Here is a 23,603-nt window from a genome sequence, read left to right on the forward strand (position 1 = left end):
CCGGCGAAGGCGCACGCGCTGCACTGCAACACATTTCATTAATGAAGTAATTCGGACTCAGCCTTATGATACATTGTCAATGTTGGTAGATAGGAAAACTTGCTTGGAAGACAAAACTGTGATGGGGATTGCAGTTTTCCGTCTACCGGCAATGTTTGATTATCCAGAGGGGTATCACAATGAAGAAATCCATCTTCAGCACGGCAGCCGCCCTGCTGTTGTCGGTTGGCGTGCTTGCAGCGCCGGCGGCAATGGCGGATGTGCTGGTTTTCGACGGATCGGGCAATGCCACGTACGGCGCATCTCACGCCGACCCGGGCGCCTATTCCGACGAATTCCTGTTCAGGGTTGCCACTGAGAGCCAGGGCTGGGCCAGCGGGACTGCCATTGCAGGCAAGACGCTCGTCGGACTCAGCCGTCTCTTCAACTACGGCATCACGGGGGTTGAATTTTTCCGCGTGAATGCCGACAGTTCCCGCAGCATCCTGGGTACTGACACTACTACCGGCAATTCGGTCGAGTTCTTTCCGGCCGACACGCTAACTGCAGGAAATTATGGCTTTGTGATTCATGGCCAGACTTCGCTCGATGGTTTGGGCGGTTCTTATGCAGGCAACCTGAACCTGGTCACCGCTCCGGTGCCGGAACCAGCAAGCTACGGCATGCTGGCAGCCGGACTGGGCATGCTGGCGTTCACGGCCCGCCGCAGCAAGAGCCAAAAGTTGCATTGAATTCCTGTATGCGCATCTGGTGGCGGCCACGGCAACTCCGTGGCCGCTCACTGGTTTTTCCGCTGTTTTCCGCGCTTTTTCCAATCATTGATACATCAATATTTCGCCGATTTCCGGTTATTGGACAGCGTTGTCGCTTTTTATTATCTTCCCTTTTTTCCTTATTTCTTCGCCATGCATTGTTTGCTACTATCGCGGCTCAATTCGCCCATAAGGAGGAAACAATGTTTCAACATAAGACAGCCCGTTTGATGGCTGCACGTTTTATGGCTGCATGCGTCGGCACGTTCATCTTTGCCACCGCCCAGGCCCAGGAAGCCACCCCGCACAAGCTGGCCAATGTCGCCATCCTGGCGACGGGCGGCACCATTGCCGGCAGCGGCGCCACGTCCACTACCACGGTTGGCTATACGGCGGCAACGGTCGGCGTGCAGCAATTGATCAATGCCGTGCCGGAACTGAAAAGCGCCGCCAACGTGACGGGCGAGCAAGTGTTCCAGATCGCCAGCGAAAGCATGACCAATGATCACTGGCTGAAACTGGGCAAGCGCGTCAACGAATTGCTCACGCAAAACAACGTGGATGGCATCGTCATTACGCACGGCACCGATACGCTGGAAGAAACCGCTTATTTCCTGAACCTGGTGGTCAAGAGCCGCAAGCCAGTCGTGCTGGTCGGCGCCATGCGTCCATCGACCGCACTGTCCGCTGACGGCCCGATCAACCTGTACAACGCTGTCTTGCTGGCCGCCAATCCTGAATCCGTCGGCAAAGGCGTGCTGGTGTCGCTGGGCGACCAGATCCATGGCGCGCGCGATGTGACCAAGGCCAATACGTCGACGCCGGATGCGTTCCGCACGCCGGAACTGGGCATGCTGGGTTATATGCAAGGTAACAAGCCTTACTTCTACCATGTGTCGACCCGCAAGCATACGACCGACACCGAGTTCGATATCAGCAAGCTGGACTCGCTGCCGCAAGTGGACATCGTGTACGGCTATGCCAACATGAATACCGTCGCCCTGGATGCTTTCCTGGCGGCCGGCGCCAAAGGCATTATTCACGCCGGTACCGGTGACGGCAGCGTAGCCGCCAAAGTCAAACCCGGCCTGACCGATGCCCGTAAAAAAGGCGCGATCATTGTGCGTTCGGCCCGTGTCGGTAATGGCATCGTGGCCCGCAATGGCGAAGCCAATGACGATCAACTGGACTTCGTGGTATCCGATACGCTGAGCCCGCAAAAAGCCCGTATTTTGCTGATGCTGGCGCTGACCAAAACCAATAACACCAAAGAAATCCAGCGCATGTATTACACGTATTAATCGCTGTAATGCATCACTTAAAAAAACCGGGCTGACGCCCGGTTTTTTATTGGTGGCGCTTCATGATGTCCTTGCACGTCCTGGGCGCCTGTGCCGGCCTGAACTGGCAATCCAGCGGCAGGAAAAAATCACGCGACGCGCCATAATCCCGCTGATAACGTTCGAGTATCTGATCGATCTCGCCGGACGCATAAATTTCCGCGACACCCCGCTCAAACGCATCGCGCTGTGCTTCCGAACGGAATGCCAGCCAATATAAGTTCCCGTTTCCGAGAATATCATGGAAAGCCAATTCGCTTTCCCTGCTGCGCGCGTCGGATATTTGCTGGCTCAGGTAATAGAGGAATATATCGCGCTGGGAAATCATCACATCCATCCGGTTCAACAACAAACCAGCGGAAGGCATCGTCGCCGCCTCCCGGTATTCCGGATTTTTCGCCATGGCCGCATCGAATTCCCTGCCCATGACTTTACGGGCATTGCCAAAAGCAGTCACACGGTATTGCCTTAACTCATCAATGTGGCGCAAAACGGGAATACGACTACGCACCGTAATCGCCATATTATGGAAATTCGTCACCGGCCAGTGGCTCAGGAAGCCCTTGATTTTGTATTCGGGTTTTGCCAGCGTACTGACATCCACTTTTCCTTCACGCAATTGCTGCTCGAAGCGGACATTCGGCAAATAAATGAAGTCCGTGGCAATGTGCTGGGTTGCAAATGCCGCGCGCAATACATCGACCAATAACCCCGTTTGCTGCCCCGGCATGACAAAGGGTGCAATCACGCTTTGCAAACCGATTTTCAATGTGGCGGGCGTTGCGCCCTGTTCCGCGACCGCATTGCCCGCGCATATAACGCAGGCCAATGCCGCCAGCGTATTACGGTAGCCGGAAGCCATCATGTGCATCCCCACAGGAACATTCGCCAATTCTAACCTTTTATACCAATAATCGGCATGATCAAGCTAGAAATTAGCATGATATGACTGAAAAGCTACGCGAATCCAGGAAAACCGGGGGGGGTGTTGGCAGACGGGTAGCCCTCTGGATGCCGAAATTGTGGACCTCAAAGTTCCCGTGCGAATTCATCGACGCAAAAAGTTTGACGAAGAAATGATCGCGGAGAATTTCAAATAGGCGATTGCACTGTTCACCTTGGGGAGAAAAGCGACCAATATCAACCGGCGAATTCAGTGCCTCAATTTCCGCTTTCACCATTCGCCAACACCGCATGGGGAACTGTTGCCGCTTGCCGTCGCGCTGGCGCTGCAGGAGCGTTGCTACGCAACAACCTCAGCATACGGCGCCGGATTTCGTCCGAGTCCATCCATAAATCGCTTCCCTTCAATATCGCATTAATCTCGCGTGTATGGAGAAAAGGCTGGCAAATCCGCGCCATGAATTTTCCAAACCAGTTAGCGATCGCTACGGCTTGCGCCTGCTGTTCATTTCCTTTTCCAGTTAATGATCCCGAGTAACTATGAAACAATAGTTGGCAATTATCATGTACCACGAGTTCATCTCCTGCGAGAAAAATAAACGCGCCCATCGAATACGCGCGCGCCTCGAGCACGGTCACCACATGCGCCGCAGAAGCTTGCATGTTATTAATTATCTGCAAACCTGTATCAAAATCACCGCCGGTGGTATTCAGGTGCAGGTAGATCAGATCTGTTTCACAAGCGGTACGTAACGCATAGAACAGCTCGTTATAGTACGACGCTTGATCGATCATGCCGGAAATATAAAACGAGGTTTGCCTGATTACTGTCTGCCGGTCGAAGCGCCGCAAGCCGGTGAATATCATAGGAATTTCCCCGTCGTTGCCGGACTCGGCAGGTTCAAGCTGGTCTGCTGCCATGTCAATCTCCTCAAGGGCCATTCCTGTTGCAAAACCTTCTTGCGGATGGCCGCCAACGAACCCGGTGGGCCCATCGCGTTCTTGGCTGAAAGCATCTTATTGAAGCAAACCAAATATTTGAATGATCCAGGTCAAATTCATGGCACTTTACCGCTCCCGACGGACTGCCATTCCACTGTATGGATTACTACGGGCAGGTCGCGGGGATATTGGCGCAGAGCAGTCTCTGGTCAACAAGAGGGCCATATGTCCACGCCAATTGCAAAGCAACTTGACTTGGATCAATCATTTTCCCGGTACGGTTCCCTACCATGATCATATGCATCGACTGACCCACATGCATGCATCCAAGCGATCAAGGAGATTCAGATGAGCCACATCACCGCCGCCGTGATGCACGACCTGGACAGCTGCCTGCAGTCGCGGCGCCAGGAGCTGATCCTGCAAATCCGGCAACGCCTGCACGCGGACGACGCGCAGGAAATGTCACTGTTCAACAATTACACCATCGAAGCTGACCAGGCTGCGGCCAGCCAGCTGAGCGATACCGACATCGGCCTGCTCAACCGGGAGATGGATGAGTTGCGTACCGTCGATGCGGCGCTTGCCAGGATGAAAGCCCACTGCTACGGCCAATGCAGCCGCTGCGGCGGCACCATCCCATCCGAACGCCTGCTGGCGCTGCCTGAAGCGCACATGTGCGTGGAATGCCAGCTTGCCTGTGAAACATTGCCCGGCCAACAGCAACACAGCCACAGGCCGGGAGCCTGACATGGCCTCGCTGGATTGGTCGCCCCATATGCGCCTGGGTGTCGAGATGATGGATCAGGCCCATCGAGCCCTGCTGTCCAGGCTGAAGCCGATGGCGCACAGTTCGGACAGTGAATTGCGTTCAAGCCTGCCGGCGCTGATCGCCTCGATGGAACAAGCCTTCCGCGAGGAAGAAACATTGATGGCGTCCATCGCGTTCCCCGACGCGGACCGCCACTGCGAACAACACTTCAAGATTCTGTACCTGCTGCGCATGGCCCAGGCGGCGCTGGCGCGGGCCGACAGCCGGCCGGCCCGCGATGCGATTGCGCTGATGCCGCACTGGTTCCTGATCCATCTGCCGACCAAGGACATGGAGTTGTCGGTGGCGCTGAACATGATCAGCCCGCTGGTGAGTACGGCATGACGCCTTGCTAACCTTGCGCGCCAACCGCGCCGCCGGCCAGGCCCGTCAGGATGGGCCGGCTTTCATGCAGGATGAAAGGAGCCGGGAGTGGCTGACAGCGTCAATTTGGTCGGACTGGCCGCCGCACTCGGCAGCGGCCTGCTGATCGGTATCGAGCGCGAACGGCGCAAGGGTGCTTCCGCGAACCGCGCACTGGCCGGCGTGCGCAGCTTCGCGCTGGTGGCGCTGAGCGGCGCGCTGGCGCAATCGATTGACAGCGCGCTGATGCTGATGACGGCGCTACTGGTCGCGGCGATGAGCGCCATCACCTACTCCCGCAACGACGCCGCCGACAACGGCATGGTCACCGAACTGGCGCTGTTCCTGAGCTTTCTGCTGGGGGTCAACGCCATCGCCAATCCGGCAGTGTCCGCCGGTGTCGCGGTGCTGGTGGCTTCGATGTTGAATTTGCGCGCACCGCTGCATCATTTTGTGCGAGTCACACTCAAGAGCGGCGAGCTGCGCGACGGGTTGATCCTGGCTTGCGCCGCGCTGGTGGTATGGCCGCTGCTGCCGGACCATGCCAATGGCTGGCTGCTGGGCGCCAATCCACGCCGCATGTGGGGGCTGGTCGTGGTGCTGATGACGTTGCAGGCTGGCGCACATATCGCCATGCGCATGACCGGACCGAAGATGGGACTGGCGTTGACCGGGTTGGCGTCCGGCTTCGTCTCCAGCGTGGCCACCACCGCCGGCATGGGGCGCCGTTGCCGGGATGATCCGGCGCTGCTGGGCGCCTGCGCCGCAGCCGCGCTGTTGTCCAATATCGCCACCTACGTACTGCTGCTGGTGGTGACGCTGACGATCGCCCCAGCCCAGCTAACGCGCCTGGCGCCGACCATCGCCAGCGCCCTGCTGGCCACGATCGCGGTGTCGGCCAATGCCCTGCGCGCCGCGCCGCCAGCGGCCCGGCGCAATCTGCGCAACGGCCGTGTCTTCAGCATTCGGCAGGCTCTGGTGTTCGCCCTGATCCTGAGCAGCGCCACCGCCCTGATCGCCTACGCACATACGTATCTGGGCCCGGCAGCTGCCACTGTGGGCGCTTTGCTGGTCGGCCTGGTGGACTTGCACGCTGCGGCCAGTTCCATCCTGTCGCTGGCCGATGGCGGCGTGCTCGAGCCGGCGGCAACGCGCCACATCTTGTTGTTTGCGCTGGCGGCCAACACGCTGAGCAAGCTGGTCGCGGCCGGCGCAAGTGGCGGCACGCCGTTCCTGTGCCGGGTCGGCGGGGGATTGTCACTGATTTTGTTGGCGGCTTGCCTCCCTTCGATGCTGGCCTGACTGAAAGAGTAGCCCTGTCGCCCATGTCAAGGCCACCACCGCGACGATTACCGATGAATTGACCTTAATCAAAGATTTAGCTGGTGCGCTCCGCCACACTGCTTGGCAATGGCGTGTGTTCCGGCTGTAGCGCCCGCCACGATAGCACGCGTCATCCACACAGGAGCTTGCCATGTATAAACATATACTGTTACCGACGGACGGTTCGCCAGCCTCGACGACTGCCCTTCAATCCGCCCTGCAATTTGCCAGAGAAGCAGGTGCGCAGGTCACCGCACTGCACGTGCTGCCGGCTTTCCATGTGGTCACCTACCAGGCCGAAATCGTGGAAGATTCCCGCGAAGCATTCATGCGCGACACGGCAGCCTTTGGCGCGAAAGTGCTGGCGGAGCTGGAAGCGGCGGCACAGGCGCTGGGTGTGCCCTGCAAGACCATGGCCACCCGTTCTGACCAGCCGCACCGCAAAATCGTCGAGACCGCACAGACACAAGGTTGTGATCTGATCGCCATGGCGACCCATGGCGTAACGGGACTGAAAGGATTGCTTCTGGGTAGTGAAACACACAAGGTGTTACTGCACAGTACAGTGCCAGTGCTGGTCTTCCGGGCCAGGGAGGTGGCACCATGAAATGCAATGTTGGATGGGCGGACCGGCTATTGCGCGGCACCGTAGGCGCCGGATTGCTGGGCGCCACCTGGGCAGGCGCGATCGGCATATGGGGCTGGGTGGGTCTGGTGCCGCTCGTCACGGCCGCGATTGCATTCTGCCCCGCTTATCTGCCATTCGGTTTCAGCACCGCAGAACCCTGAACCACGGCCTGGGCCCGGCATATATTCCGCAGGGCCGCAAACGCATCAAATTACCACTGGCGAATTCTTTTTCCGGCTTTTGGAATACGATGTCGCCACATAATCGCTCTGGCTTGTCGAACAAGGGTCAATTCAACTGGCTCATTATTTGGATATATTGCCCGCCCACTTATTGGGCGCCAGCGAATCGGTTTTGATTCAACAATAACGAAACAGCGAAAATATTTTAATGGCCTGCCCAGCAGGAATCGAACCTGCGACCCTCGGCTTAGAAGGCCGATGCTCTATCCAACTGAGCTATGGGCAGTAAAGGAAATAATCCAGAAAGGAATTATCTTGGGGCAATAAAAAACGGGCTGTCTTTCGACGAACCCGTTCTTTAAGTATTTGGTCGGAGTACTAGGATTCGAACCTAGGACCCTCTGGTCCCAAACCAGATGCGCTACCGGGCTGCGCTACACTCCGATGAAGACATTATATCCGCTCCGGGCGTCCGGCGTCAATCCGAAATGCCCGTGCGGCGCCAATCAGGCTGCCAGCCGGGCTTCCACTTTATCGGCAATGCGGCGGGCATACGTGACCGCCGCCTGGGCATCACGCGCTTCAACCATCACGCGAATCAATGGTTCCGTGCCCGAGGCGCGGATCAGTACGCGGCCGGTATCGCCCAGTTCTCGTTCCACCGCTTCTTTTTCCGCCACCACGGCAGGATTCGATTGCCAGTCAAAACCAGCCTGTACCCGCACATTAATCAGCGATTGCGGGAACAATACCAAATCAGCTGCACAATCTTCCAGCGATTTACCGCTGCGTTTCAATGCGGACAATACTTGCAGCGCCGAGATAATACCGTCGCCGGTCGTATGTTTATCCGTGGCCAGCAAATGGCCGGAACCTTCACCGCCCAAAATCCAGCCTTTTTCCTGCATCACTTCCAGCACATAGCGGTCGCCGACTTTAGCGCGTGCAAAACCAATGCCTTTTTCCTTGAAGGCGACTTCCAATGCCATATTCGTCATTAATGTGCCGACGGCGCCGGCAACCGGTCCCGTTGCGCAGCGGTCCATGACCATAACATACAGCAATTCATCGCCATTATATAAACGGCCTTTCGCGTCGCACATAATCAGGCGGTCCGCATCACCGTCCAGGGCAATGCCCAGGTCCGCACCCTGTTCGACGACAGCGGCAGCCATGGCAGCCGGCGCGGTGGCGCCAAATCCGGCATTAATATTGTAACCGTCCGGTTTATTACCGATGGCAATGACTTCCGCGCCCAATTCATGGAATACGTGCGGTGCAATGTTATATGCGGCGCCATGGGCGCAATCGACGACGATTTTCAAGCCGCGCAAGTCCAGTGCGCTCGGGAACGTGCTCTTGCAGAATTCAATATAACGGCCCTGCGCATCATCGAGGCGCTTGGCGCGGCCCAGCCTGCGCGATTCCACGCACTCCATCGGCAAGTCCAGTTGCGCTTCGATATCCAGTTCCACCGCATCCGGCAATTTCGTGCCATGCTCGGAAAAGAATTTGATGCCATTGTCTTCGTATGGATTATGCGAAGCGGAAATTACGACGCCGGCTTGCAGGCGCAATGCACGGGTCAGGTAAGCAATGGCTGGCGTGGGCATCGGGCCGGCCAGCATCACATCCACGCCGGCCGCGGCAAAGCCCGCTTCCAGCGCCGCTTCCAGCATATAGCCGGAAATACGCGTGTCCTTGCCGATCAACACGGTCGACCGTGCCGCACCGCCCAGGTTCTTGACCAGCACTTTGCCGGCCGCATAGCCAAGGCGCATCACGAAATCCGGAGTAATCGGCGATACACCCACCAGGCCGCGTACGCCGTCGGTGCCAAAATATTTACGTGCCATGTCTCTTCTCTATATAAGTGAAGTACCTGACACCGGGGTATCAGGCACTTTGAATAACTATTTTAATGTGCAGCTTGCCAAACTTTTAATGCATCGACCGTCTCTGCCACGTCGTGCACCCTGACGATCTTCGCCCCCTGCGCCACAGCTGCCAGTGCGCCCCCCAGGCTGCCCGCCATGCGCTGCTCGACAGGTTTACCGGTCACGGCGCCAATCATGGACTTCCGCGACAGGCCGGCCAGCAGTGGCACGCCCAGGTCTTCCACCATGCGGCGGGTGGACTTGATCAAAGCATAATTATGCTCGACCGTCTTGCCAAAGCCAAATCCGGGATCGATCCACAAGCGTTCCCGGGCAATGCCGGCGCCAGTCAGTACCGCGATGCGCTCGCGCAGGAAATCCGTGACTTCCCGCACCACGTCGCCATATTCCGGCTGCTGTTGCATCGTGGCAGGTTCGCCGCGCATGTGCATGATACACAAGGCGCAATCACTGTCGCGCACGGCTTCAATCGCGCCATCGGCACGGAAGGCATTGATATCGTTGATCATGTCGACACCGGCAATGACGGCTTCGCGCATGACTTGCGGCTTGTACGTGTCAACGGAAATGGCGGCGCCGCAATCGCGCAGCGCATAGATCACCGGCATCACACGGCGCAATTCCTCATCCAGTGGCACCGGCGGCGAACCGGGCCGCGTGGATTCGCCACCGATATCGATGATGTCGACGCCCTGCTCCATCATGGCCTCGGCGTGCGCAATGGCGCCTTCCAGCGCGGCATGCTGGCCGCCATCGGAAAACGAATCCGGAGTGACATTGAGGATGCCCATGACAAGCGCGCCCGCTGGATGCAGGGGCAAATTGAAACGGCCAAAGGGAATGGTTTTCATGAATAGAAAAAAAGGCGGGGATCGCTCCCCGCCCTTGTTATAGCTGACTAAAGATTTTATGCCGGGGCCGTCGCGCTGGGCGATACGCCGGGGCCATCGCCACTGTTCGGCTGTTTGCGCAGCGTCACGCCGGCTTTAGGCGGACGCGGCTCGATGCCGGCCATGATGTCGTTGATCTGGTCCGCATCGATGGTTTCCCATTCCAGCAGCGCCTTGGTCATGACTTCGACTTTGTCGCGGTTTTCTTCCAGCAGCTTGCGGGCCAGCGCATATTGCGTGTCCAGGATGTTGCGGATTTCCGCGTCGACTTTCTGCTGCGTGGCTTCGGAAATCGTCTTGTTGGTGCCACCCAGGAAGCCGTCGTTCTGGCTGTCTTCGTACACCATGACGCCCAGCGCATCGGACATGCCGAAGCGGGTCACCATCGAACGGGCCAGCTTGGTGGCGCGGGAAAAGTCATTCGACGCGCCCGTCGACATTTGGCCGACGAAGATTTCTTCAGCGATACGACCGCCGAACAGGATGGAAATTTCTTCCAGCATCTTGTCCTTGTAGCCGGAAATATTGTCGTGTTCAGGCAACTGCCACGTCAGGCCCAGCGCCCAGCCACGCGGCATGATGGTGACTTTGTGCACCGGATCGGCCTTCGGCAACAGCTTGGCCACCACCGCGTGGCCCGATTCGTGGTACGCGGTATTGCGGCGTTCTTCTTCGCGAATCACCATGGACTTGCGTTCCGGACCCATGAAGATCTTGTCTTTCGCATCTTCGAAGTCCTGCATGTCGACCAGGCGCTTGGAACGGCGCGCGGCAAACAGTGCCGCTTCGTTGACCAGGTTGGCCAGGTCGGCGCCCGAGAAGCCCGGCGTACCGCGCGCCAGGATGTCGGCCTTGACGTCGGTGCCGATCGGCACTTTGCGCATGTGCACGTTCAGGATTTGCTCGCGGCCGCGGATGTCCGGCAAGCCCACGGAAACCTGGCGGTCGAAACGGCCCGGACGCAGCAGCGCCTTATCCAGCACGTCAGCGCGGTTGGTGGCGGCAATCACGATGACGCCGGACGTCGCTTCAAAGCCATCCATTTCCACCAGCAACTGATTCAGCGTTTGTTCGCGCTCATCGTTACCGCCGCCCATGCCGGCGCCACGATGGCGGCCCACCGCATCGATCTCGTCGATGAAGATGATGCAAGGCGAATGTTTTTTCGCGTTTTCAAACATGTCGCGCACGCGGGACGCACCCACGCCGACAAACATTTCAACGAAGTCGGAACCGGAAATCGAGAAGAACGGCACCTTGGCTTCGCCGGCAATGGCGCGGGCCAGCAGGGTTTTACCGGTACCCGGAGGGCCCACCATCAGCACGCCGCGCGGAATACGGCCACCCAGCTTCTGGAATTTGGTCGGGTCTTTCAGGAAATCGACGATTTCCGTGACTTCTTCCTTCGCCTCGTCGCAACCGGCCACGTCGGCGAACGTCACGGTATTGTTGCTTTCATCCAGCATGCGAGCCTTCGACTTGCCGAAGGAGAACGCGCCGCCCTTGCCGCCGCCCTGCATTTGCCGCATGAAGAAGATCCACACGCCGATCAACAACAGCATCGGGAACCACGAGACGAACACCTGCTGCAGGAACGATGGCTCTTCCGGCGGTTTCACGTCGAAGTGGATGCCATTGTCGCGCAGGTCGCCGATCAGGCCACGGTCGAGATAGGTGGTATTGGCGCGGACTTTGGAGCCGTCTTCCTTGGTGGCAGTCAGTGTGCTGCCCTCGATGACGACATCCTTGATGCGTTTGGATTTGACTTCGTCCAGCAGGTCGGAATATGCAATGGTCTTGGAACCGCCCGCCACGCCATGATTCTCGAATTGCTTGAACAGCATGAATAATAGCAGGGCAACGACGACCCAAATGGCTGATTTGGAAAACATGTTATTCACAAAAACTCCTTCAATGCTGTCCGCGTGCACAGACCAATAGCTGGACTTCCGATTTTACTCGCAATAAGGCTGCCTTGCCATAACGTCCCGTTACGTGCGCCAATGCGGCACAAATACCGGGCTAAAAGGTGCGGCAACAATGCCGTTTATGCCAGTTATTTGCGGAAAATCGGGTCCTCTCCGGGCCGATGTGCGGCCCGTTCGGGAAATCTCAAGGGGCGGGATGCTTCAAACCGCGTCCCAGCAGGAATATTTCCGACGATTTGTCGCGGCTGGCCTTGGGTTTTTTCTGCGTGACGGTCTTGAATTCGGTGCGGAATTTTTCGACGATCTGGGAAAAACCCATGTCCTTGAAACATTTCACCAGCAGCGCGCCGCCGGGTTTCATGTGCAATTGCGCAAATTCGATCGCGATATCGATCAAGTCTTCCATGCGCGCCGCATCGGCGGTGGCGATGCCGGACAAATTCGGCGCCATGTCGGACAGCACCAGGTCGGCCTTGCGGCCCTGCAACACTTCCGCCAACTGGTCCAGCACCTCCTGCTCGCGGAAATCGCCTTGGATAAAATGCATATCAGCAATAGGCTCCATTGGCAAAATGTCCAGGCCGATCATGGTGCCGTTGATGCCGTTGCCGGCGGCCAGCTTGCGCCGCGTGTACTGGCCCCAGCTGCCGGGCGTGCAGCCCAGGTCGACAATGACCTGGCCCGGCCTTATCAATTTCTCATCTTCATCGATCTCTTTGAGCTTGTACGCGGCACGGGCGCGATAGCCGTCTTTCTGCGCCGCTTTCACATATGGGTCGTTAATATGGTCATGCAACCAGTTTTTGTTTAATTTGTTCTTAGCCATTCGCGTAGAATACTGCCTTTAGAGAACTACCGAAAAAAACATTATGATCAATCTCACACCCGTTGAACGCGCCGCGCTGCGCGCCGAAGCCCATGGGCTGAAGCCTGTCGTCATGATCGGCGAATCGGGCCTGACCCCGGCCGTCATGAAAGAAATCGAGCTGGGCCTGGACTCGCACGGCCTGATCAAGGTGCGCGTGTTCGGCGACGACCGCGAAGCCCGCGTTGGCATGTACGAAACCATTTGCGCCGAACTGGGCGCGGCTCCCGTACAACACATCGGCAAGCTGCTGGTCCTGTACCGTCCAAAGAAAGATGTGGAAAAAGAGCGCACCGGCAAAGCCGGCAAAGGCATGCGCATGGTAACCATCGTCAAGCCTTCCGCCAGCGGCACCAAGAAGCCATCCGTCAGCAAGGTTTTGCTGAAAGGTAACGAACGCGTCACCGAAGGCGGCACCATCAAGCGCGCCAAAGTGCGCCAGAAGAGCACCAAGAAAGCATCGCTGGCATAAAGCAACCGGGGCATGCCCCGGTTTTTTTATGTTTGTTTCACCACCAGCCAGCCTGCCAGCACGCTCTGCACCAGGTAAATCACGCTGGAAATCCCGTGCAGCATGCCAAACCGGCTTTTCGCCGCGGATTCCATCACGCCGCCCGGCCCTGCCGCGGCTTTCAATTCCGCCATCATCGGCTGCAGGCCGAAGTGGCTGGCGACCGTGCACAGCGCCATGGCGGCAATCAGCGCCAGCACGGTGCGGCGCCGCTGCGGTGTCCAGCCCGGCGTGGCGCGCCACAACAGCAGCACCATCGCCAGCGCGCAACCGAGCGACAGCATGGCCATCGAATGGAACATGCTGCCGGCAATCGAGCCTGCCAGCACCCGGTCCGGCAGCGTGGCAAACAATGTCGGCGCCACCAGGTAACCGACCGCCCACAGGCTGCCGGCCCACAGGGCCGCCACCAGCAGGCGCGCCTTGGCAAGGACGCCAGGCATCAAACGTAGCGTACTTCCAGGATTTCGTATTCGCGCGGGCCCGACGGGGCCTGCACTTCCACCACGTCGCCGGCGTATTTGCCGATCAGCGCACGCGCGATCGGCGAGGTCACGGACACTTTGCTCAGTTTCAGGTCCGCTTCATCGATACCGACGATCTGGTAGCTGACTTTCTGGCCGTTTTCCAGGTCTTCCAGGTCGACGGTCGACGCAAACACCACGCGGCCTTCCGCGTCCAGGGTGGTCGGGTCGATGATTTGTGCCGCGCTCAGCTTGCCTTCCAGTTCCGCGATACGGCCTTCGACGAATGCCTGGCGCTCCTTGGCGGCATCATATTCAGCGTTTTCCGACAAGTCGCCATGCGAACGCGCTTCGGCGATCGCGTCGATCACAATGCGGCGCTCCTTGGTCTTCAACTGGTGCAACTCTTCCTTCAAGAGTTCTGCGCCGAATTTGGTCAGTGGAACTGAGGTCATATTTGTCTCTCTAGAATACAAAAAAGCACAGAGCCCGCGCCAAGCTGCGGCGCGGGCTCTGTCATGTGTGCGGCGAACTACCTTGCCGGCGAAAGTCTTAGTTTAAAGACTTATGCAAGCCTTGTAAATCGTACACACGCAACTCATCCAGGTGACGGATACCGGCCACTGCCGCTTCCGCGCCGGCAATCGTCGTGTAGGTGGTCACGCGGGCCGCCAGCGACGAAGTACGGATGTTGCGGGAATCGGTAATTGCCGAACGCTTTTCTTCCACCGTATTGATCACCAGGGCGATCTCGTGGTTTTTGATCATGTCGACAATGTGCGGACGGCCTTCGGACATCTTGTTGACCGGGGTGACCGGGATGCCGGCGGCGGAAATCACCGCCGCGGTACCCTTGGTCGCCACCAGCGTGAAGCCCGCATCGACCAGGTCGCGCGCCACTTTCACGGCGCGCGGCTTGTCGGACGCCTTCACGGACAGGAATACCTTGCCGGACTTCGGCAGCTTGACGCCGGCGCCCAGTTGCGATTTCACGAACGCTTCCGCGAAGGTTGCGCCCACGCCCATCACTTCGCCCGTCGATTTCATTTCAGGGCCCAGGATGGTGTCCACGCCGGGGAATTTCACGAACGGGAACACGGCTTCCTTGACGCTGTAGTACGGCGGCACGACTTCCTTCGTGATGCCCTGCTGCGCCAGCGACTGGCCAGCCATGCAGCGCGCGGCGATCTTCGCCAGTTGCAGGCCGGTGGCTTTCGACACGTACGGCACGGTGCGCGATGCGCGCGGGTTCACTTCCAGCACGTAGACGACGTCCTTGCCGTCTTGCTTCTGGATCGCGAACTGCACGTTCATCAGGCCCACCACGTTCAGGCCCTTGGCCATCAGCGCGGTCTGGCGCTTCAGTTCATCGATGGTTTCCTGCGACAGCGAGTACGGCGGCAGCGAGCAGGCGGAGTCGCCCGAGTGCACGCCGGCTTGCTCGATGTGTTCCATCACGCCGCCGATGAAGGTCGATTGACCGTCGGAGATGCAGTCCACGTCGCACTCGATGGCGTCGTTCAGGAAGCGGTCCAGCAGCACCGGCGAATCGTTCGATACTTTCACGGCTTCGCGCATGTAGCGTTCCAGGTCGCGCTGCTCGTGCACGATTTCCATCGCGCGGCCGCCCAGCACGTACGAAGGACGCACCACCAGCGGGTAGCCGATTTCCTGCGCCAGGCGCAGGGCTTCTTCTTCGGTGCGCGCGGTGCGGTTCGGCGGCTGGCGCAGGTCCAGGTCTTGCAGCAGCTTCTGGAAGCGCTCGCGGTCTTCCGCGGCGTCGATCATGTCCGGCGAGGTGCCGATGATCGGCACGCCATTCGCTTCCAGGTCCAGCGCCAGCTTCAGCGGGGTTTGGCCGCCGTACTGCACGATCACGCCGACCGGTTTTTCCAGCTCGACGATTTCCAGCACGTCTTCCAGGGTCAGCGATTCGAAGTACAGGCGGTCCGACGTGTCATAGTCGGTCGACACGGTTTCCGGGTTGCAGTTGACCATGATGGTCTCGTAGCCGTCTTCGCGCATGGCCAGCGCGGCATGCACGCAGCAATAGTCGAATTCGATACCCTGGCCGATACGGTTCGGGCCACCGCCCAGCACCATGATTTTCTTCTTGTCGGTCGGATTCGATTCGCACTCTTCGTCGTACGTGGAATACATGTACGCGGTGTTGGTCGAGAACTCGGCGGCGCAGGTGTCGACGCGCTTGTAGACCGGACGGATACCCAGTTCGCGGCGCTTGTTGCGGATGGCCGTATCCGTGGTTTGCAGCAGGTAGCCCAGGCGGCGGTCCGAGAAGCCCTTCTGTTTCAGCTTGTACAGGGTGTTCTTGTCCAGGTTGTCCAGCTTCTGCGTGTCCAGCCACAGTTCCAGGTCGACGATTTCCTTAATCTGGATCAGGAACCATGGATCGATGTGCGTCAGCGCGTGCACTTCCTCCAGCGTGAAGCCCTGGGCGAACGCGTCGCCCACGTACCAGATACGCTCAGGACCCGGCTCGCCCAGTTCCACTTCCAGCGTTTCGCGGTCGATGGTTTTCTGGTTCAGGCCATCGACACCCACTTCCAGGCCGCGCAGGGCTTTCTGGAACGATTCCTGGAACGTGCGGCCCATGGCCATCACTTCGCCCACGGATTTCATCTGCGTGGTCAGGCGGTTGTCGGCGGTCGGGAATTTCTCGAACGCGAAGCGCGGCACCTTGGTGACCACGTAGTCGATCGATGGCTCGAACGATGCCGGGGTGGCGCCGCCCGTGATTTCGTTGCGGAGCTCGTCCAGCGTGAAGCCCACGGCCAGTTTCGCGGCCACTTTGGCGATCGGGAAGCCGGTGGCTTTCGACGCCAGCGCCGACGAACGGGACACGCGCGGATTCATTTCAATGACGATCATGCGGCCGTCAGCCGGGTTGATCGAGAACTGCACGTTGGAACCGCCGGTGTCGACACCGATCTCGCGCAATACCGCCAGCGAGGCGTTACGCATGATCTGGTATTCCTTGTCGGTCAGCGTCTGCGCCGGCGCCACGGTGATCGAGTCGCCGGTGTGCACGCCCATCGGGTCCAGGTTTTCAATCGAGCACACGATGATGCAGTTGTCCGCCTTGTCGCGCACCACTTCCATCTCGTACTCTTTCCAGCCGATCAGCGATTCTTCGATCAGCAGTTCGGAGGTCGGCGAGGCTTCCAGGCCGCGCTTGCAGATGGCTTCGAATTCTTCTTCGTTGTAGGCGATACCGCCGCCGGTGCCGCCCATCGTGAACGATGGACGGATGATCATCGGGAAGCCGATTTCGCGCTGCACGCCCCACGCCTCGTCCATCGTGTGCGCCACGCCGGAACGGGCCGAACCCAGGCCGATCTTGGTCATCGCATCCTTGAACTTGGAGCGGTCTTCGGCCTTGTCGATGGCTTCCGGCGTCGCGCCGATCAGTTCCACCTTGTATTTGTCCAGCACGCCGTGACGGTGCAGGTCCAGTGCGCAGTTCAGCGCGGTCTGGCCACCCATGGTCGGCAGGATCGCATCCGGTTTTTCCTTGTCGATGATGCGCTCGACGACTTGCCACGTGATCGGCTCGATGTAGGTGACATCGGCCATTTCCGGGTCGGTCATGATGGTCGCCGGGTTCGAGTTCACCAGGATGACCTTGTAACCCTCTTCGCGCAGGGCCTTGCAGGCCTGGGCGCCGGAGTAGTCGAATTCGCACGCCTGGCCGATAACAATCGGGCCGGCGCCAATGATCAGGATACTTTTAATGTCTGTACGTTTTGGCATTTATTTCTTCTCCGCTGCTTCCATCGACGTGATGAAGCGGTCAAACAGGTAGGCGACGTCGGTCGGGCCGGGCGAGGCTTCAGGGTGGCCCTGGAAGCAGAACGCCGGCGTGTCGGTGCGGGCAAAGCCCTGCAGCGAACCGTCAAACAGCGACACGTGGGTCACGCGGCAGTTGGCCGGCAAGGTGTCCACGTCCACCGCGAAACCATGGTTTTGCGACGTGATCATGACCTTCTTGCTGTCGAGGTCTTGCACCGGGTGGTTGGCGCCGTGGTGGCCAAATTTCATTTTCAGGGTCTTCGCGCCGGAAGCCAGCGCCAGGATCTGGTGGCCCAGGCAGATGCCGAATACCGGCAGCTTTTTCTCCAGGAAGACCTTGGTGGCGGCAATCGCGTAGTCGCATGGCTCGGGATCGCCGGGACCATTCGACAGGAACACGCCGTCCGGGTTCAGGGCCAGCACTTCCTCGGCCGTGGTCTGCGCCGGCACCACGGTGACTTTGCAGCCGCGCTCGGCCAGCATGCGCAGGATGTTGCGCTTGACGCCGAAGTCGTAGGCGACCACGTGGAATTTAGGATCGGTGACTTTGCCGTAGCCTTCGCCCAGCTTCCACTCGGACTCGGTCCATTCGTAAGCGGTTTTGGTGGTCACGACCTTGGCCAGGTCCATGCCGGTCAGGCCCGGGAACGAACGGGCCAGTTCCAGCGCTTGCGCGACGGATGGCTCATTGCCTTGCGTACCGGTGACGATGGCGCCGGACTGGGCGCCTTTTTCGCGCAGGATACGGGTCAGCTTGCGGGTATCGATACCGGCGATGGCGACGATGTTTTCCGCCTTCAGGTAATCGGACAGCGACTGGGTGGAACGGAAGTTCGAGGCCAGCAGCGGCAAGTCACGGATGATCAGGCCGGCGGCGTGGACTTTGGTGGACTCGACATCTTCAGGGTTGATGCCGTAATTGCCGATATGGGGATACGTCAGCGTGACGATCTGGCGGCTATAGCTGGGGTCGGTCAGGATTTCCTGGTAACCGGTGATCGAGGTATTGAAAACAACCTCGCCCGTGGTGTGACCGGCGGCGCCGATGGAAAAACCTTTGAAAATAGTTCCGTCAGCAAGAGCCAGAATGGCTGGGACGGCTGGGCCAGAAAAAAATGGCGGCAAGGGCAACTCCTGATAAAGTTACCGTAGCGGCGCCACGTCAGACGACCTGCATGGGACCCCGGCGTAATCGAATACAACCGCGGGCTTGCGGATCAGTTGAAAATGGAGGTGTGAGGTAGGCGCTACGGTCGATGGGTAATTGGCTAAACCTTTGAATTATAACCCAAAGCAAGCCTTCCGGCAATGGCGGCAACCCCTTCATTGCAGCATGCAATAGCCTTTAGCCGCACTGCACCATCCACACCAGTCATAAATGCAATGATATCAATCAGCAAAGGGGCGTATTGTATGGGGTGCAGAAGCCTGCCGGCATGCCGCAGGCGGGCCACTCCTGCCGTCGCAGGAACTCCCATTGAACAAACCTCTTCCCCCTGCCGCCGGTAACCCGGCCGAAAGTCCGGTGACAGACCACCTGGCTGCATTGCAGGCCGTGCACACGGAGGAAGTCGCATTGCTGCGCAACACCATTGATGAACTGACCTTGCTGGTGTGCCGGCAAGGCGTGGAAAAGCAACAGTTGCAGCAATCGCTGGCCAAGCAACTCCCGCGCTTGCGCGAAGCCAACGAACACCTGGTGCTGGCAACACTGGGCGCCCAGGAATTGCAGGAGCAGGCTGAGACCACCAACCGGAAGCAAGCCGAATTCATGTCGATGCTGGCGCATGAATTGCGCACGCCGTTGCAGCCGGTGGCCATCGCGAATGGCATGATCGGGCTGCTGGGCGACGTCCACCCCGACCTGCCGCGCCTGCACGGAGTAATCCAGCGGCAAGTCACGCACATGGCGCGGCTGGTCGACGACTTGCTGGACATCGGCCGCATCCGGGTCGACAAAATGACGGTCGAACCGTGCCGCACCACCTTGTCCGACATTCTCTGCAGCGCACTGGAAACCGCCCGCCCCATGCTCGACCAGCGCGGCCAGCAAGTCCACACGGCGCTGCCGGACGAGCCGGTGCCGATGATGGGCGACGTCGGGCGCCTGGTCCAGCTGTTTACCAACCTGCTCGTCAACGCCAGCAAATTCACACCGGACGGCGGCGCCGTGACCATCAGCGCCACACTGCACGGGGCGACGGTCGACATCCACGTGGCCGATAACGGCGCCGGCATCGCACCGGACCTGCAGAGCCGCGTGTTCGACCTGTACGCACAGGTCGACCCGCAGCAGGCGTCCAGCCGGGGTGGGCTGGGCATCGGCCTGGCGCTGGTGCGCGCCATTGCCGAAATGCATGGCGGCACCGTCGGCGTCCAGAGCGCAGGCCTTGGCCAGGGTAGCCGGTTCACCGTCACCCTGCCGGTGCTGGCGACGCCACCAGGCTGACTGCGAACTGCCATGCCGGGTGCTATGCTCGCGCCTCGCCGCCACCTTCCCGCAGCGGGACAGGAAAGAAAATACACCATGGTCACCAGCACAGAACTGCGGCACCAACGGATCGCCCGCGCTGTCCTGCGCCAGCCGGATGCCGCCGCCGACAGCGGCGTGCCCGCCATCAGTGCACTACGGTGGCGTCAGCTTGCCCGGCAATTGTGTCCCGTCATCGGCGACGGCGGCTTCATGGCGCTCTACCTGCGCAGCCTGCACGTTGCACGCAACCAATACGGTTGGCTGCCGCAGCACGAAGCGCTGCCGGCCGACGCCGCCTTCACGCTGCTGGAACAGGCGCTGCTGCCCCACGATGCCGCCACGGCGGGCAGCGCCAGCACAGCCTTGCTGTGCATCTTTATCGACACCCTCATATTACTCATCGGCGAACTCTTAACCACCAGCGTCCTGCGCGAAGCCTGGGGCGATGACGTTGAGAACCATGCTGGAACGGAGCTTCCTTGATGAACAAAGTACACATACAGCGCCTGGCGACAGGCATCCCGGGGCTGGACAACCTGCTGGGCGGCGGCGTGCCGGAATATTCATTCAACCTGCTGGCCGGTACACCGGGCAGCGGCAAGACCACGCTGGCCCACCAGATCATGTTTTCGCTGGCGACGCCGGAACGCCGTGCCCTGTTCTTCACGGTGCTGGGCGAGCCGCCGCTGAAAATGCTGCGCTACCAGCAGCAATTCCCGTTTTTCGACGTCGCCAAACTGAACCAGTCCGTCAAATTCGTCAACCTGGCGGCGGACTTGCTGGACGGCGATTTCGACCGCGTGCTGGCGCGCATTGCCGCGGAAGTGGCGGCGTTCGAACCGGGCCTGGTGTTTGTCGATTCGTTCCGCTCGGTGGCGCAATCGGCCCGGACCATGGACGCCGGCACGGCGGGCTTGCAGCATTTTGTGCAGCAGCTCGGCATGCAGATGACCGGCTGGCTGGCCACCACGTTCCTGATCGGCGAATACCTGGCGCCCGAGGCCGAAGCCAGCCCCATCTTCACCGTGGCCGACGGCATCCTGTGGCTGTCGCAGCAGGTGCAGCGCGACGCCATGGTGCGCAAGATCCAGGTGGTGAAAATGCGCGGCCAGGCGCAGTCGCTGGGCGTGCATACTTTCCGCATCAGCGACAAGGGCGTGGAAATCTTCCCGCGCGCGGTATTGCAGGCCGACAGCGCACAGCATGTCCCCATCAGCGGCAGCGAACGCCTGTCGACCGGCGCCCCGGCGCTGGACCAGATGCTGGGCGGCGGCATACCGTCCGCCTACTCAATGCTGGTGGTGGGACCGTCCGGGTCCGGCAAAACCGTGCTGGCCACGCAATTCCTGGCCGAAGGCGCACGCAACGGCGAGCCGGGCGTGATTGCGGCATTTGAAAAAAGCCCCAACCAGCTGCTCAGCCGTCAATTGAACCAGCTGGTCGACAGCGGCATGGTCAGCGTGGTCAATACCCGTACGCTGGACCTGTCGATCGATGAAATCCTGCACGACCTGGTGGCCATGATCACCCGCACCCAGGCGCGGCGGGTGGTGATCGATTCCCTGTCGGGCTTCGAGCTGTCGCTGGCGCCGGCCTTCCGCGACGACTTCCGGGAATCGCTGTACCGCCTGATCGCCGTCCTGACCGGCATGGGCGTGACGGTATTGATGACGGCCGAACTGGAAGACCGCTATACCGCGCTCAGCTTCAGTTCCCACGGCAACGCTTTCCTGGCCGACGCGATCGTCATGCAGCGCTATGTGGAACTGGATGGCAGCCTGCTGCGCGCGATCGCCGTGGTGAAAGTGCGCGCCAGCGAACACAGCAAGGAAATCCGCTTCTTCGAAATCGATGGCGGCGGCATCCAGATCGGCGCAGCGGTCACCGGTTACCAGGGCATCCTGGCCGGCAACCCGGTCCGCGTGGCGGGACCGGGGCGGTCCGACAGCGTGTTTTAAACGCCCAGGGCGGCGATGCCGGCCTTGGCGATTTGCGCGTCTTCGTTCGATTTCACGCCCGACACGCCAACCGCGCCCACCACGTGGCCGTCGACGATGATCGGCACGCCGCCTTCCAGCATGCCTTCGACGCCAGGCGCCGACAGGAACGACACGCGGCCATTGTTGATCATCTCTTCATAGATACGCGATTCGCGGCGGCCCAGCGCGGCGGTACGCGCCTTCGACGGGGCAATCACGGACGACATCGGCGCGGCGCCATCGAGACGCTGGAACCACAGCGGATGGCCGCCATCGTCAACGATGGAAAATGCGACCGCCCACTTGTTGGCCACGGCTTCGGCTTCGGCGGCAGCGGCGATTTTTTTCACATCTTCGAGGGTCAGCATTGGTTTGGTTTGCATGGCGGTTCCTGTGCGTTGTAATGGTTGAATGCGGACGGCAACCGCACCTGCGGTTGCCGCGTACATGCGAAAGCAGGCTTACTGCTCGCGCAGTGCTTTGAGCTTGGTCTTGATTTGCGCCATCACCGCATTGGTGGCGCGCTCACCGGCCTGGATGGCCTTGCTGCGATTGCCGAAATCGTTACCCGCCATCTTGCCCAACGGTGGCTGGATGACGATATCGGCTTCCTTCAATTCATACTGGTTGATGCGCTGACCCATGATGGCGAAGGTCTGCATGATCACTTCCAGCGAACTGATGGCGGCCTGCGCTTCGGTCTGGGTCGAGATATTGACGGCAATGATGAAATCCGCGCCCATTTCACGCGTGAATTTCACGGGCACGGGCGCCACCAGGCCGCCATCGACATAGGTATGGCTGCCGATCACGACCGGCTGGAACACACCGGGCACGGACGAACTGGCGCGCACCGCCATGCCGGTATTGCCGCGCTGGAACAGGATGGGCTGGCCGTTTTTCAAATCCGTCGCCACGGCGCCGAATGAAATCTTGAGTTTTTCTATGGGACGGAAATTCACCGTCTTGTTGACATAGGATTGCAGCGCCTCGCCCTTCAGCACGCCGGACGATTTGCCGAACAGCGGCATGGCCCAGTCGGAAATCGCCGCTTCATCCATGTCGTACGCCATTTTTTGCAGCGTGGCGCCGGAATGGCCCGCCGCATACATGGCGCCCACCACGCTGCCGGCCGACGTGCCCACCACGATATCGGGCACGATACCCTGCGCTTCCAGCGCCTTGATCACGCCGATATGGGCGAAGCCCCGCGCGGCGCCGCCGCCCAGCGCCAGGCCGATCTTGATTTTGCGGGGAACGGGCGCGACGGCGACCGGCGACCCGGGGTCGGCCGGCGCCGCATTCGGCGTGGACGGATTGACGGCCGGCGTGGTGGCCGGGGTGCCACTGCCCGTCTGCGGCGTCGCTGGTGGCGGCGTGCGGGGGCCGGTTGTGGCACAGCCGCCCAGCGCCAGAGCAGCCAGGGCGGCAATTAACTTGTGTTTCAGGGACATATGACAATCATCGCGGGTTGAGCCGCGAGATTGTAGCGCAATAGGACAGCGCTGGCTTAAAAATGCCTTACAGCAAACTGACTGACG

General features: G+C 59.9%; 23 protein-coding genes and 2 tRNA genes. 11 read left to right on the forward strand and 14 right to left on the reverse strand.

Annotated features, from left to right (window positions below; genetic code table 11):
• The first annotated feature begins 179 nt into the window (after positions 1-179).
• Positions 180-731 (forward strand): FxDxF family PEP-CTERM protein, encoded by a 552-nt coding sequence (locus GJ700_RS19540; RefSeq protein WP_154376957.1) that lies wholly within the window; start codon positions 180-182, stop codon positions 729-731.
• A gap of 266 nt (positions 732-997) precedes the next feature.
• A complete protein-coding gene (locus GJ700_RS19545) occupies positions 998-2,053 on the forward strand; it encodes a type II asparaginase (protein ID WP_229507119.1) in 1,056 nt (351 codons plus the stop codon).
• Positions 2,054-2,099: 46 nt separating this feature from the next.
• On the opposite strand, the gene GJ700_RS19550 is transcribed toward GJ700_RS19545, so the two are convergent.
• Both GJ700_RS19550 and GJ700_RS19555 read right to left on the reverse strand, forming a co-directional pair.
• The gene (locus GJ700_RS19550) at positions 2,100-2,957 is read right to left on the reverse strand and encodes a substrate-binding periplasmic protein (RefSeq protein WP_229507120.1); all 858 of its coding nucleotides are present in this window, start codon (positions 2,955-2,957) and stop codon (positions 2,100-2,102) included.
• Between the two features lie 296 nt (positions 2,958-3,253).
• Positions 3,254-3,916 (reverse strand): ATP-dependent Clp protease proteolytic subunit, encoded by a 663-nt coding sequence (locus tag GJ700_RS19555; RefSeq protein ID WP_154376960.1) that lies wholly within the window; start codon positions 3,914-3,916, stop codon positions 3,254-3,256.
• A gap of 369 nt (positions 3,917-4,285) precedes the next feature.
• Here GJ700_RS19555 and GJ700_RS19560 point away from each other — a divergent pair, with 369 nt between their 5' ends.
• The 5 genes from GJ700_RS19560 to GJ700_RS19580 all read left to right on the forward strand — a co-directional run bounded on the left by GJ700_RS19560 (position 4,286) and on the right by GJ700_RS19580 (position 7,223).
• A complete protein-coding gene (locus tag GJ700_RS19560) occupies positions 4,286-4,687 on the forward strand; it encodes a TraR/DksA family transcriptional regulator (protein WP_154376962.1) in 402 nt (133 codons plus the stop codon).
• A gap of 1 nt (position 4,688) precedes the next feature.
• On the forward strand, positions 4,689-5,093 hold the full coding sequence (locus GJ700_RS19565; RefSeq protein WP_154376964.1) for a bacteriohemerythrin: 405 nt from the start codon (positions 4,689-4,691) through the stop codon (positions 5,091-5,093).
• Positions 5,094-5,180: 87 nt separating this feature from the next.
• A complete protein-coding gene (locus GJ700_RS19570; protein WP_154376966.1) occupies positions 5,181-6,413 on the forward strand; it encodes an MgtC/SapB family protein in 1,233 nt (410 codons plus the stop codon).
• Between the two features lie 172 nt (positions 6,414-6,585).
• A complete protein-coding gene (locus GJ700_RS19575) occupies positions 6,586-7,041 on the forward strand; it encodes a universal stress protein (RefSeq protein WP_154376968.1) in 456 nt (151 codons plus the stop codon).
• Positions 7,038-7,223 (forward strand): YgaP family membrane protein, encoded by a 186-nt coding sequence (locus tag GJ700_RS19580; RefSeq protein ID WP_154376970.1) that lies wholly within the window; start codon positions 7,038-7,040, stop codon positions 7,221-7,223. The genes GJ700_RS19575 and GJ700_RS19580 overlap by 4 nt, the downstream gene beginning before the upstream one ends.
• Positions 7,224-7,453: 230 nt before the next feature.
• Here the strand turns inward: GJ700_RS19580 and GJ700_RS19585 are convergent.
• The 6 genes from GJ700_RS19585 to GJ700_RS19610 all read right to left on the reverse strand — a co-directional run bounded on the left by GJ700_RS19585 (position 7,454) and on the right by GJ700_RS19610 (position 12,786).
• Positions 7,454-7,530, reverse strand: a tRNA-Arg gene (locus tag GJ700_RS19585).
• An 81-nt stretch (positions 7,531-7,611) separates the two neighbouring features.
• A tRNA-Pro gene (locus tag GJ700_RS19590) sits at positions 7,612-7,688 on the reverse strand.
• A gap of 62 nt (positions 7,689-7,750) precedes the next feature.
• Complete coding sequence (glmM, locus tag GJ700_RS19595) at positions 7,751-9,100, reverse strand: phosphoglucosamine mutase (RefSeq protein ID WP_154376972.1); 1,350 nt, start codon at positions 9,098-9,100, stop codon at positions 7,751-7,753.
• 62 nt (positions 9,101-9,162) lie between these two features.
• Entirely contained in the window at positions 9,163-9,933 is a 771-nt protein-coding gene (gene folP / locus GJ700_RS19600; RefSeq protein WP_154376973.1) for a dihydropteroate synthase, read from the reverse strand.
• A 116-nt stretch (positions 9,934-10,049) separates the two neighbouring features.
• Positions 10,050-11,933 (reverse strand): ATP-dependent zinc metalloprotease FtsH, encoded by a 1,884-nt coding sequence (ftsH, locus tag GJ700_RS19605; RefSeq protein ID WP_371868041.1) that lies wholly within the window; start codon positions 11,931-11,933, stop codon positions 10,050-10,052.
• Between the two features lie 211 nt (positions 11,934-12,144).
• Positions 12,145-12,786 carry an RlmE family RNA methyltransferase gene (locus GJ700_RS19610; RefSeq protein ID WP_154376977.1) on the reverse strand — a complete coding sequence of 214 codons (642 nt, stop codon included), beginning with the start codon at positions 12,784-12,786 and terminating at the stop codon, positions 12,145-12,147.
• Positions 12,787-12,829: 43 nt separating this feature from the next.
• On the opposite strand from GJ700_RS19610, the gene GJ700_RS19615 reads away from it, so the two are divergent.
• Entirely contained in the window at positions 12,830-13,297 is a 468-nt protein-coding gene (locus tag GJ700_RS19615; RefSeq protein WP_154376979.1) for a YhbY family RNA-binding protein, read from the forward strand.
• Positions 13,298-13,323: 26 nt separating this feature from the next.
• Here GJ700_RS19615 and GJ700_RS19620 read toward each other — a convergent pair whose 3' ends face one another.
• The 4 genes from GJ700_RS19620 to carA form a co-directional block, all read right to left on the reverse strand.
• A complete protein-coding gene (locus GJ700_RS19620) occupies positions 13,324-13,779 on the reverse strand; it encodes a DUF4149 domain-containing protein (RefSeq protein ID WP_154376982.1) in 456 nt (151 codons plus the stop codon).
• Positions 13,779-14,255 (reverse strand): transcription elongation factor GreA, encoded by a 477-nt coding sequence (greA, locus tag GJ700_RS19625; RefSeq protein WP_154376984.1) that lies wholly within the window; start codon positions 14,253-14,255, stop codon positions 13,779-13,781. The genes GJ700_RS19620 and greA overlap by 1 nt, the downstream gene beginning before the upstream one ends.
• A gap of 97 nt (positions 14,256-14,352) precedes the next feature.
• Entirely contained in the window at positions 14,353-17,571 is a 3,219-nt protein-coding gene (gene carB / locus GJ700_RS19630) for a carbamoyl-phosphate synthase large subunit (RefSeq protein ID WP_154376986.1), read from the reverse strand.
• Positions 17,572-18,735: a glutamine-hydrolyzing carbamoyl-phosphate synthase small subunit gene (gene carA / locus GJ700_RS19635; protein ID WP_154376987.1), complete on the reverse strand. Its 1,164-nt coding sequence runs from the start codon at positions 18,733-18,735 to the stop codon at positions 17,572-17,574.
• Positions 18,736-19,087: 352 nt separating this feature from the next.
• Between carA and GJ700_RS19640 the strand changes: the two genes are divergently transcribed.
• The 3 genes from GJ700_RS19640 (at position 19,088) to GJ700_RS19650 (ending at position 22,041) form a co-directional block, all read left to right on the forward strand.
• The gene (locus tag GJ700_RS19640) at positions 19,088-20,059 is read left to right on the forward strand and encodes a sensor histidine kinase (protein WP_154376989.1); all 972 of its coding nucleotides are present in this window, start codon (positions 19,088-19,090) and stop codon (positions 20,057-20,059) included.
• Positions 20,060-20,137: 78 nt separating this feature from the next.
• Complete coding sequence (locus GJ700_RS19645; protein WP_154376991.1) at positions 20,138-20,566, forward strand: hypothetical protein; 429 nt, start codon at positions 20,138-20,140, stop codon at positions 20,564-20,566.
• A complete protein-coding gene (locus GJ700_RS19650) occupies positions 20,566-22,041 on the forward strand; it encodes an ATPase domain-containing protein (protein ID WP_154376993.1) in 1,476 nt (491 codons plus the stop codon). Before GJ700_RS19645 ends, GJ700_RS19650 begins: the two co-directional genes overlap by 1 nt.
• Here the strand turns inward: GJ700_RS19650 and GJ700_RS19655 are convergent.
• A complete protein-coding gene (locus tag GJ700_RS19655) occupies positions 22,038-22,445 on the reverse strand; it encodes a GlcG/HbpS family heme-binding protein (protein WP_154376995.1) in 408 nt (135 codons plus the stop codon). The genes GJ700_RS19650 and GJ700_RS19655 overlap by 4 nt on opposite strands.
• 78 nt (positions 22,446-22,523) lie before the next feature.
• Complete coding sequence (locus GJ700_RS19660) at positions 22,524-23,516, reverse strand: patatin-like phospholipase family protein (RefSeq protein ID WP_154376997.1); 993 nt, start codon at positions 23,514-23,516, stop codon at positions 22,524-22,526.
• Positions 23,517-23,603 lie beyond the last annotated feature (87 nt).

This window comes from Pseudoduganella rivuli, assembly GCF_009674485.1.
Classification (GTDB): domain Bacteria; phylum Pseudomonadota; class Gammaproteobacteria; order Burkholderiales; family Burkholderiaceae_D; genus Rugamonas; species Rugamonas rivuli_B.

Bases quoted from the DNA above. Each gene is read 5' to 3' on its own strand.
- GJ700_RS19540 (WP_154376957.1), top strand. From the start codon at position 180: ATGAAGAAATCCATCTTCAGCACGGCAGCCGCCCTGCTGTTGTCGGTT.
- GJ700_RS19545 (WP_229507119.1), top strand. From the start codon at position 998: ATGGCTGCATGCGTCGGCACGTTCATCTTTGCCACCGCCCAGGCCCAG.
- GJ700_RS19550 (WP_229507120.1), bottom strand. From the start codon at position 2,957: ATGATGGCTTCCGGCTACCGTAATACGCTGGCGGCATTGGCCTGCGTT.
- GJ700_RS19555 (WP_154376960.1), bottom strand. From the start codon at position 3,916: ATGGCAGCAGACCAGCTTGAACCTGCCGAGTCCGGCAACGACGGGGAA.
- GJ700_RS19560 (WP_154376962.1), top strand. From the start codon at position 4,286: ATGAGCCACATCACCGCCGCCGTGATGCACGACCTGGACAGCTGCCTG.
- GJ700_RS19565 (WP_154376964.1), top strand. From the start codon at position 4,689: ATGGCCTCGCTGGATTGGTCGCCCCATATGCGCCTGGGTGTCGAGATG.
- GJ700_RS19575 (WP_154376968.1), top strand. From the start codon at position 6,586: ATGTATAAACATATACTGTTACCGACGGACGGTTCGCCAGCCTCGACG.
- GJ700_RS19580 (WP_154376970.1), top strand. From the start codon at position 7,038: ATGAAATGCAATGTTGGATGGGCGGACCGGCTATTGCGCGGCACCGTA.
- glmM (WP_154376972.1), bottom strand. From the start codon at position 9,100: ATGGCACGTAAATATTTTGGCACCGACGGCGTACGCGGCCTGGTGGGT.
- folP (WP_154376973.1), bottom strand. From the start codon at position 9,933: ATGGGCATCCTCAATGTCACTCCGGATTCGTTTTCCGATGGCGGCCAG.
- GJ700_RS19610 (WP_154376977.1), bottom strand. From the start codon at position 12,786: ATGGCTAAGAACAAATTAAACAAAAACTGGTTGCATGACCATATTAAC.
- GJ700_RS19615 (WP_154376979.1), top strand. From the start codon at position 12,830: ATGATCAATCTCACACCCGTTGAACGCGCCGCGCTGCGCGCCGAAGCC.
- GJ700_RS19620 (WP_154376982.1), bottom strand. From the start codon at position 13,779: ATGCCTGGCGTCCTTGCCAAGGCGCGCCTGCTGGTGGCGGCCCTGTGG.
- greA (WP_154376984.1), bottom strand. From the start codon at position 14,255: ATGACCTCAGTTCCACTGACCAAATTCGGCGCAGAACTCTTGAAGGAA.
- carB (WP_154376986.1), bottom strand. From the start codon at position 17,571: ATGCCAAAACGTACAGACATTAAAAGTATCCTGATCATTGGCGCCGGC.
- GJ700_RS19645 (WP_154376991.1), top strand. From the start codon at position 20,138: ATGGTCACCAGCACAGAACTGCGGCACCAACGGATCGCCCGCGCTGTC.
- GJ700_RS19650 (WP_154376993.1), top strand. From the start codon at position 20,566: ATGAACAAAGTACACATACAGCGCCTGGCGACAGGCATCCCGGGGCTG.
- GJ700_RS19655 (WP_154376995.1), bottom strand. From the start codon at position 22,445: ATGCAAACCAAACCAATGCTGACCCTCGAAGATGTGAAAAAAATCGCC.
- GJ700_RS19660 (WP_154376997.1), bottom strand. From the start codon at position 23,516: ATGTCCCTGAAACACAAGTTAATTGCCGCCCTGGCTGCTCTGGCGCTG.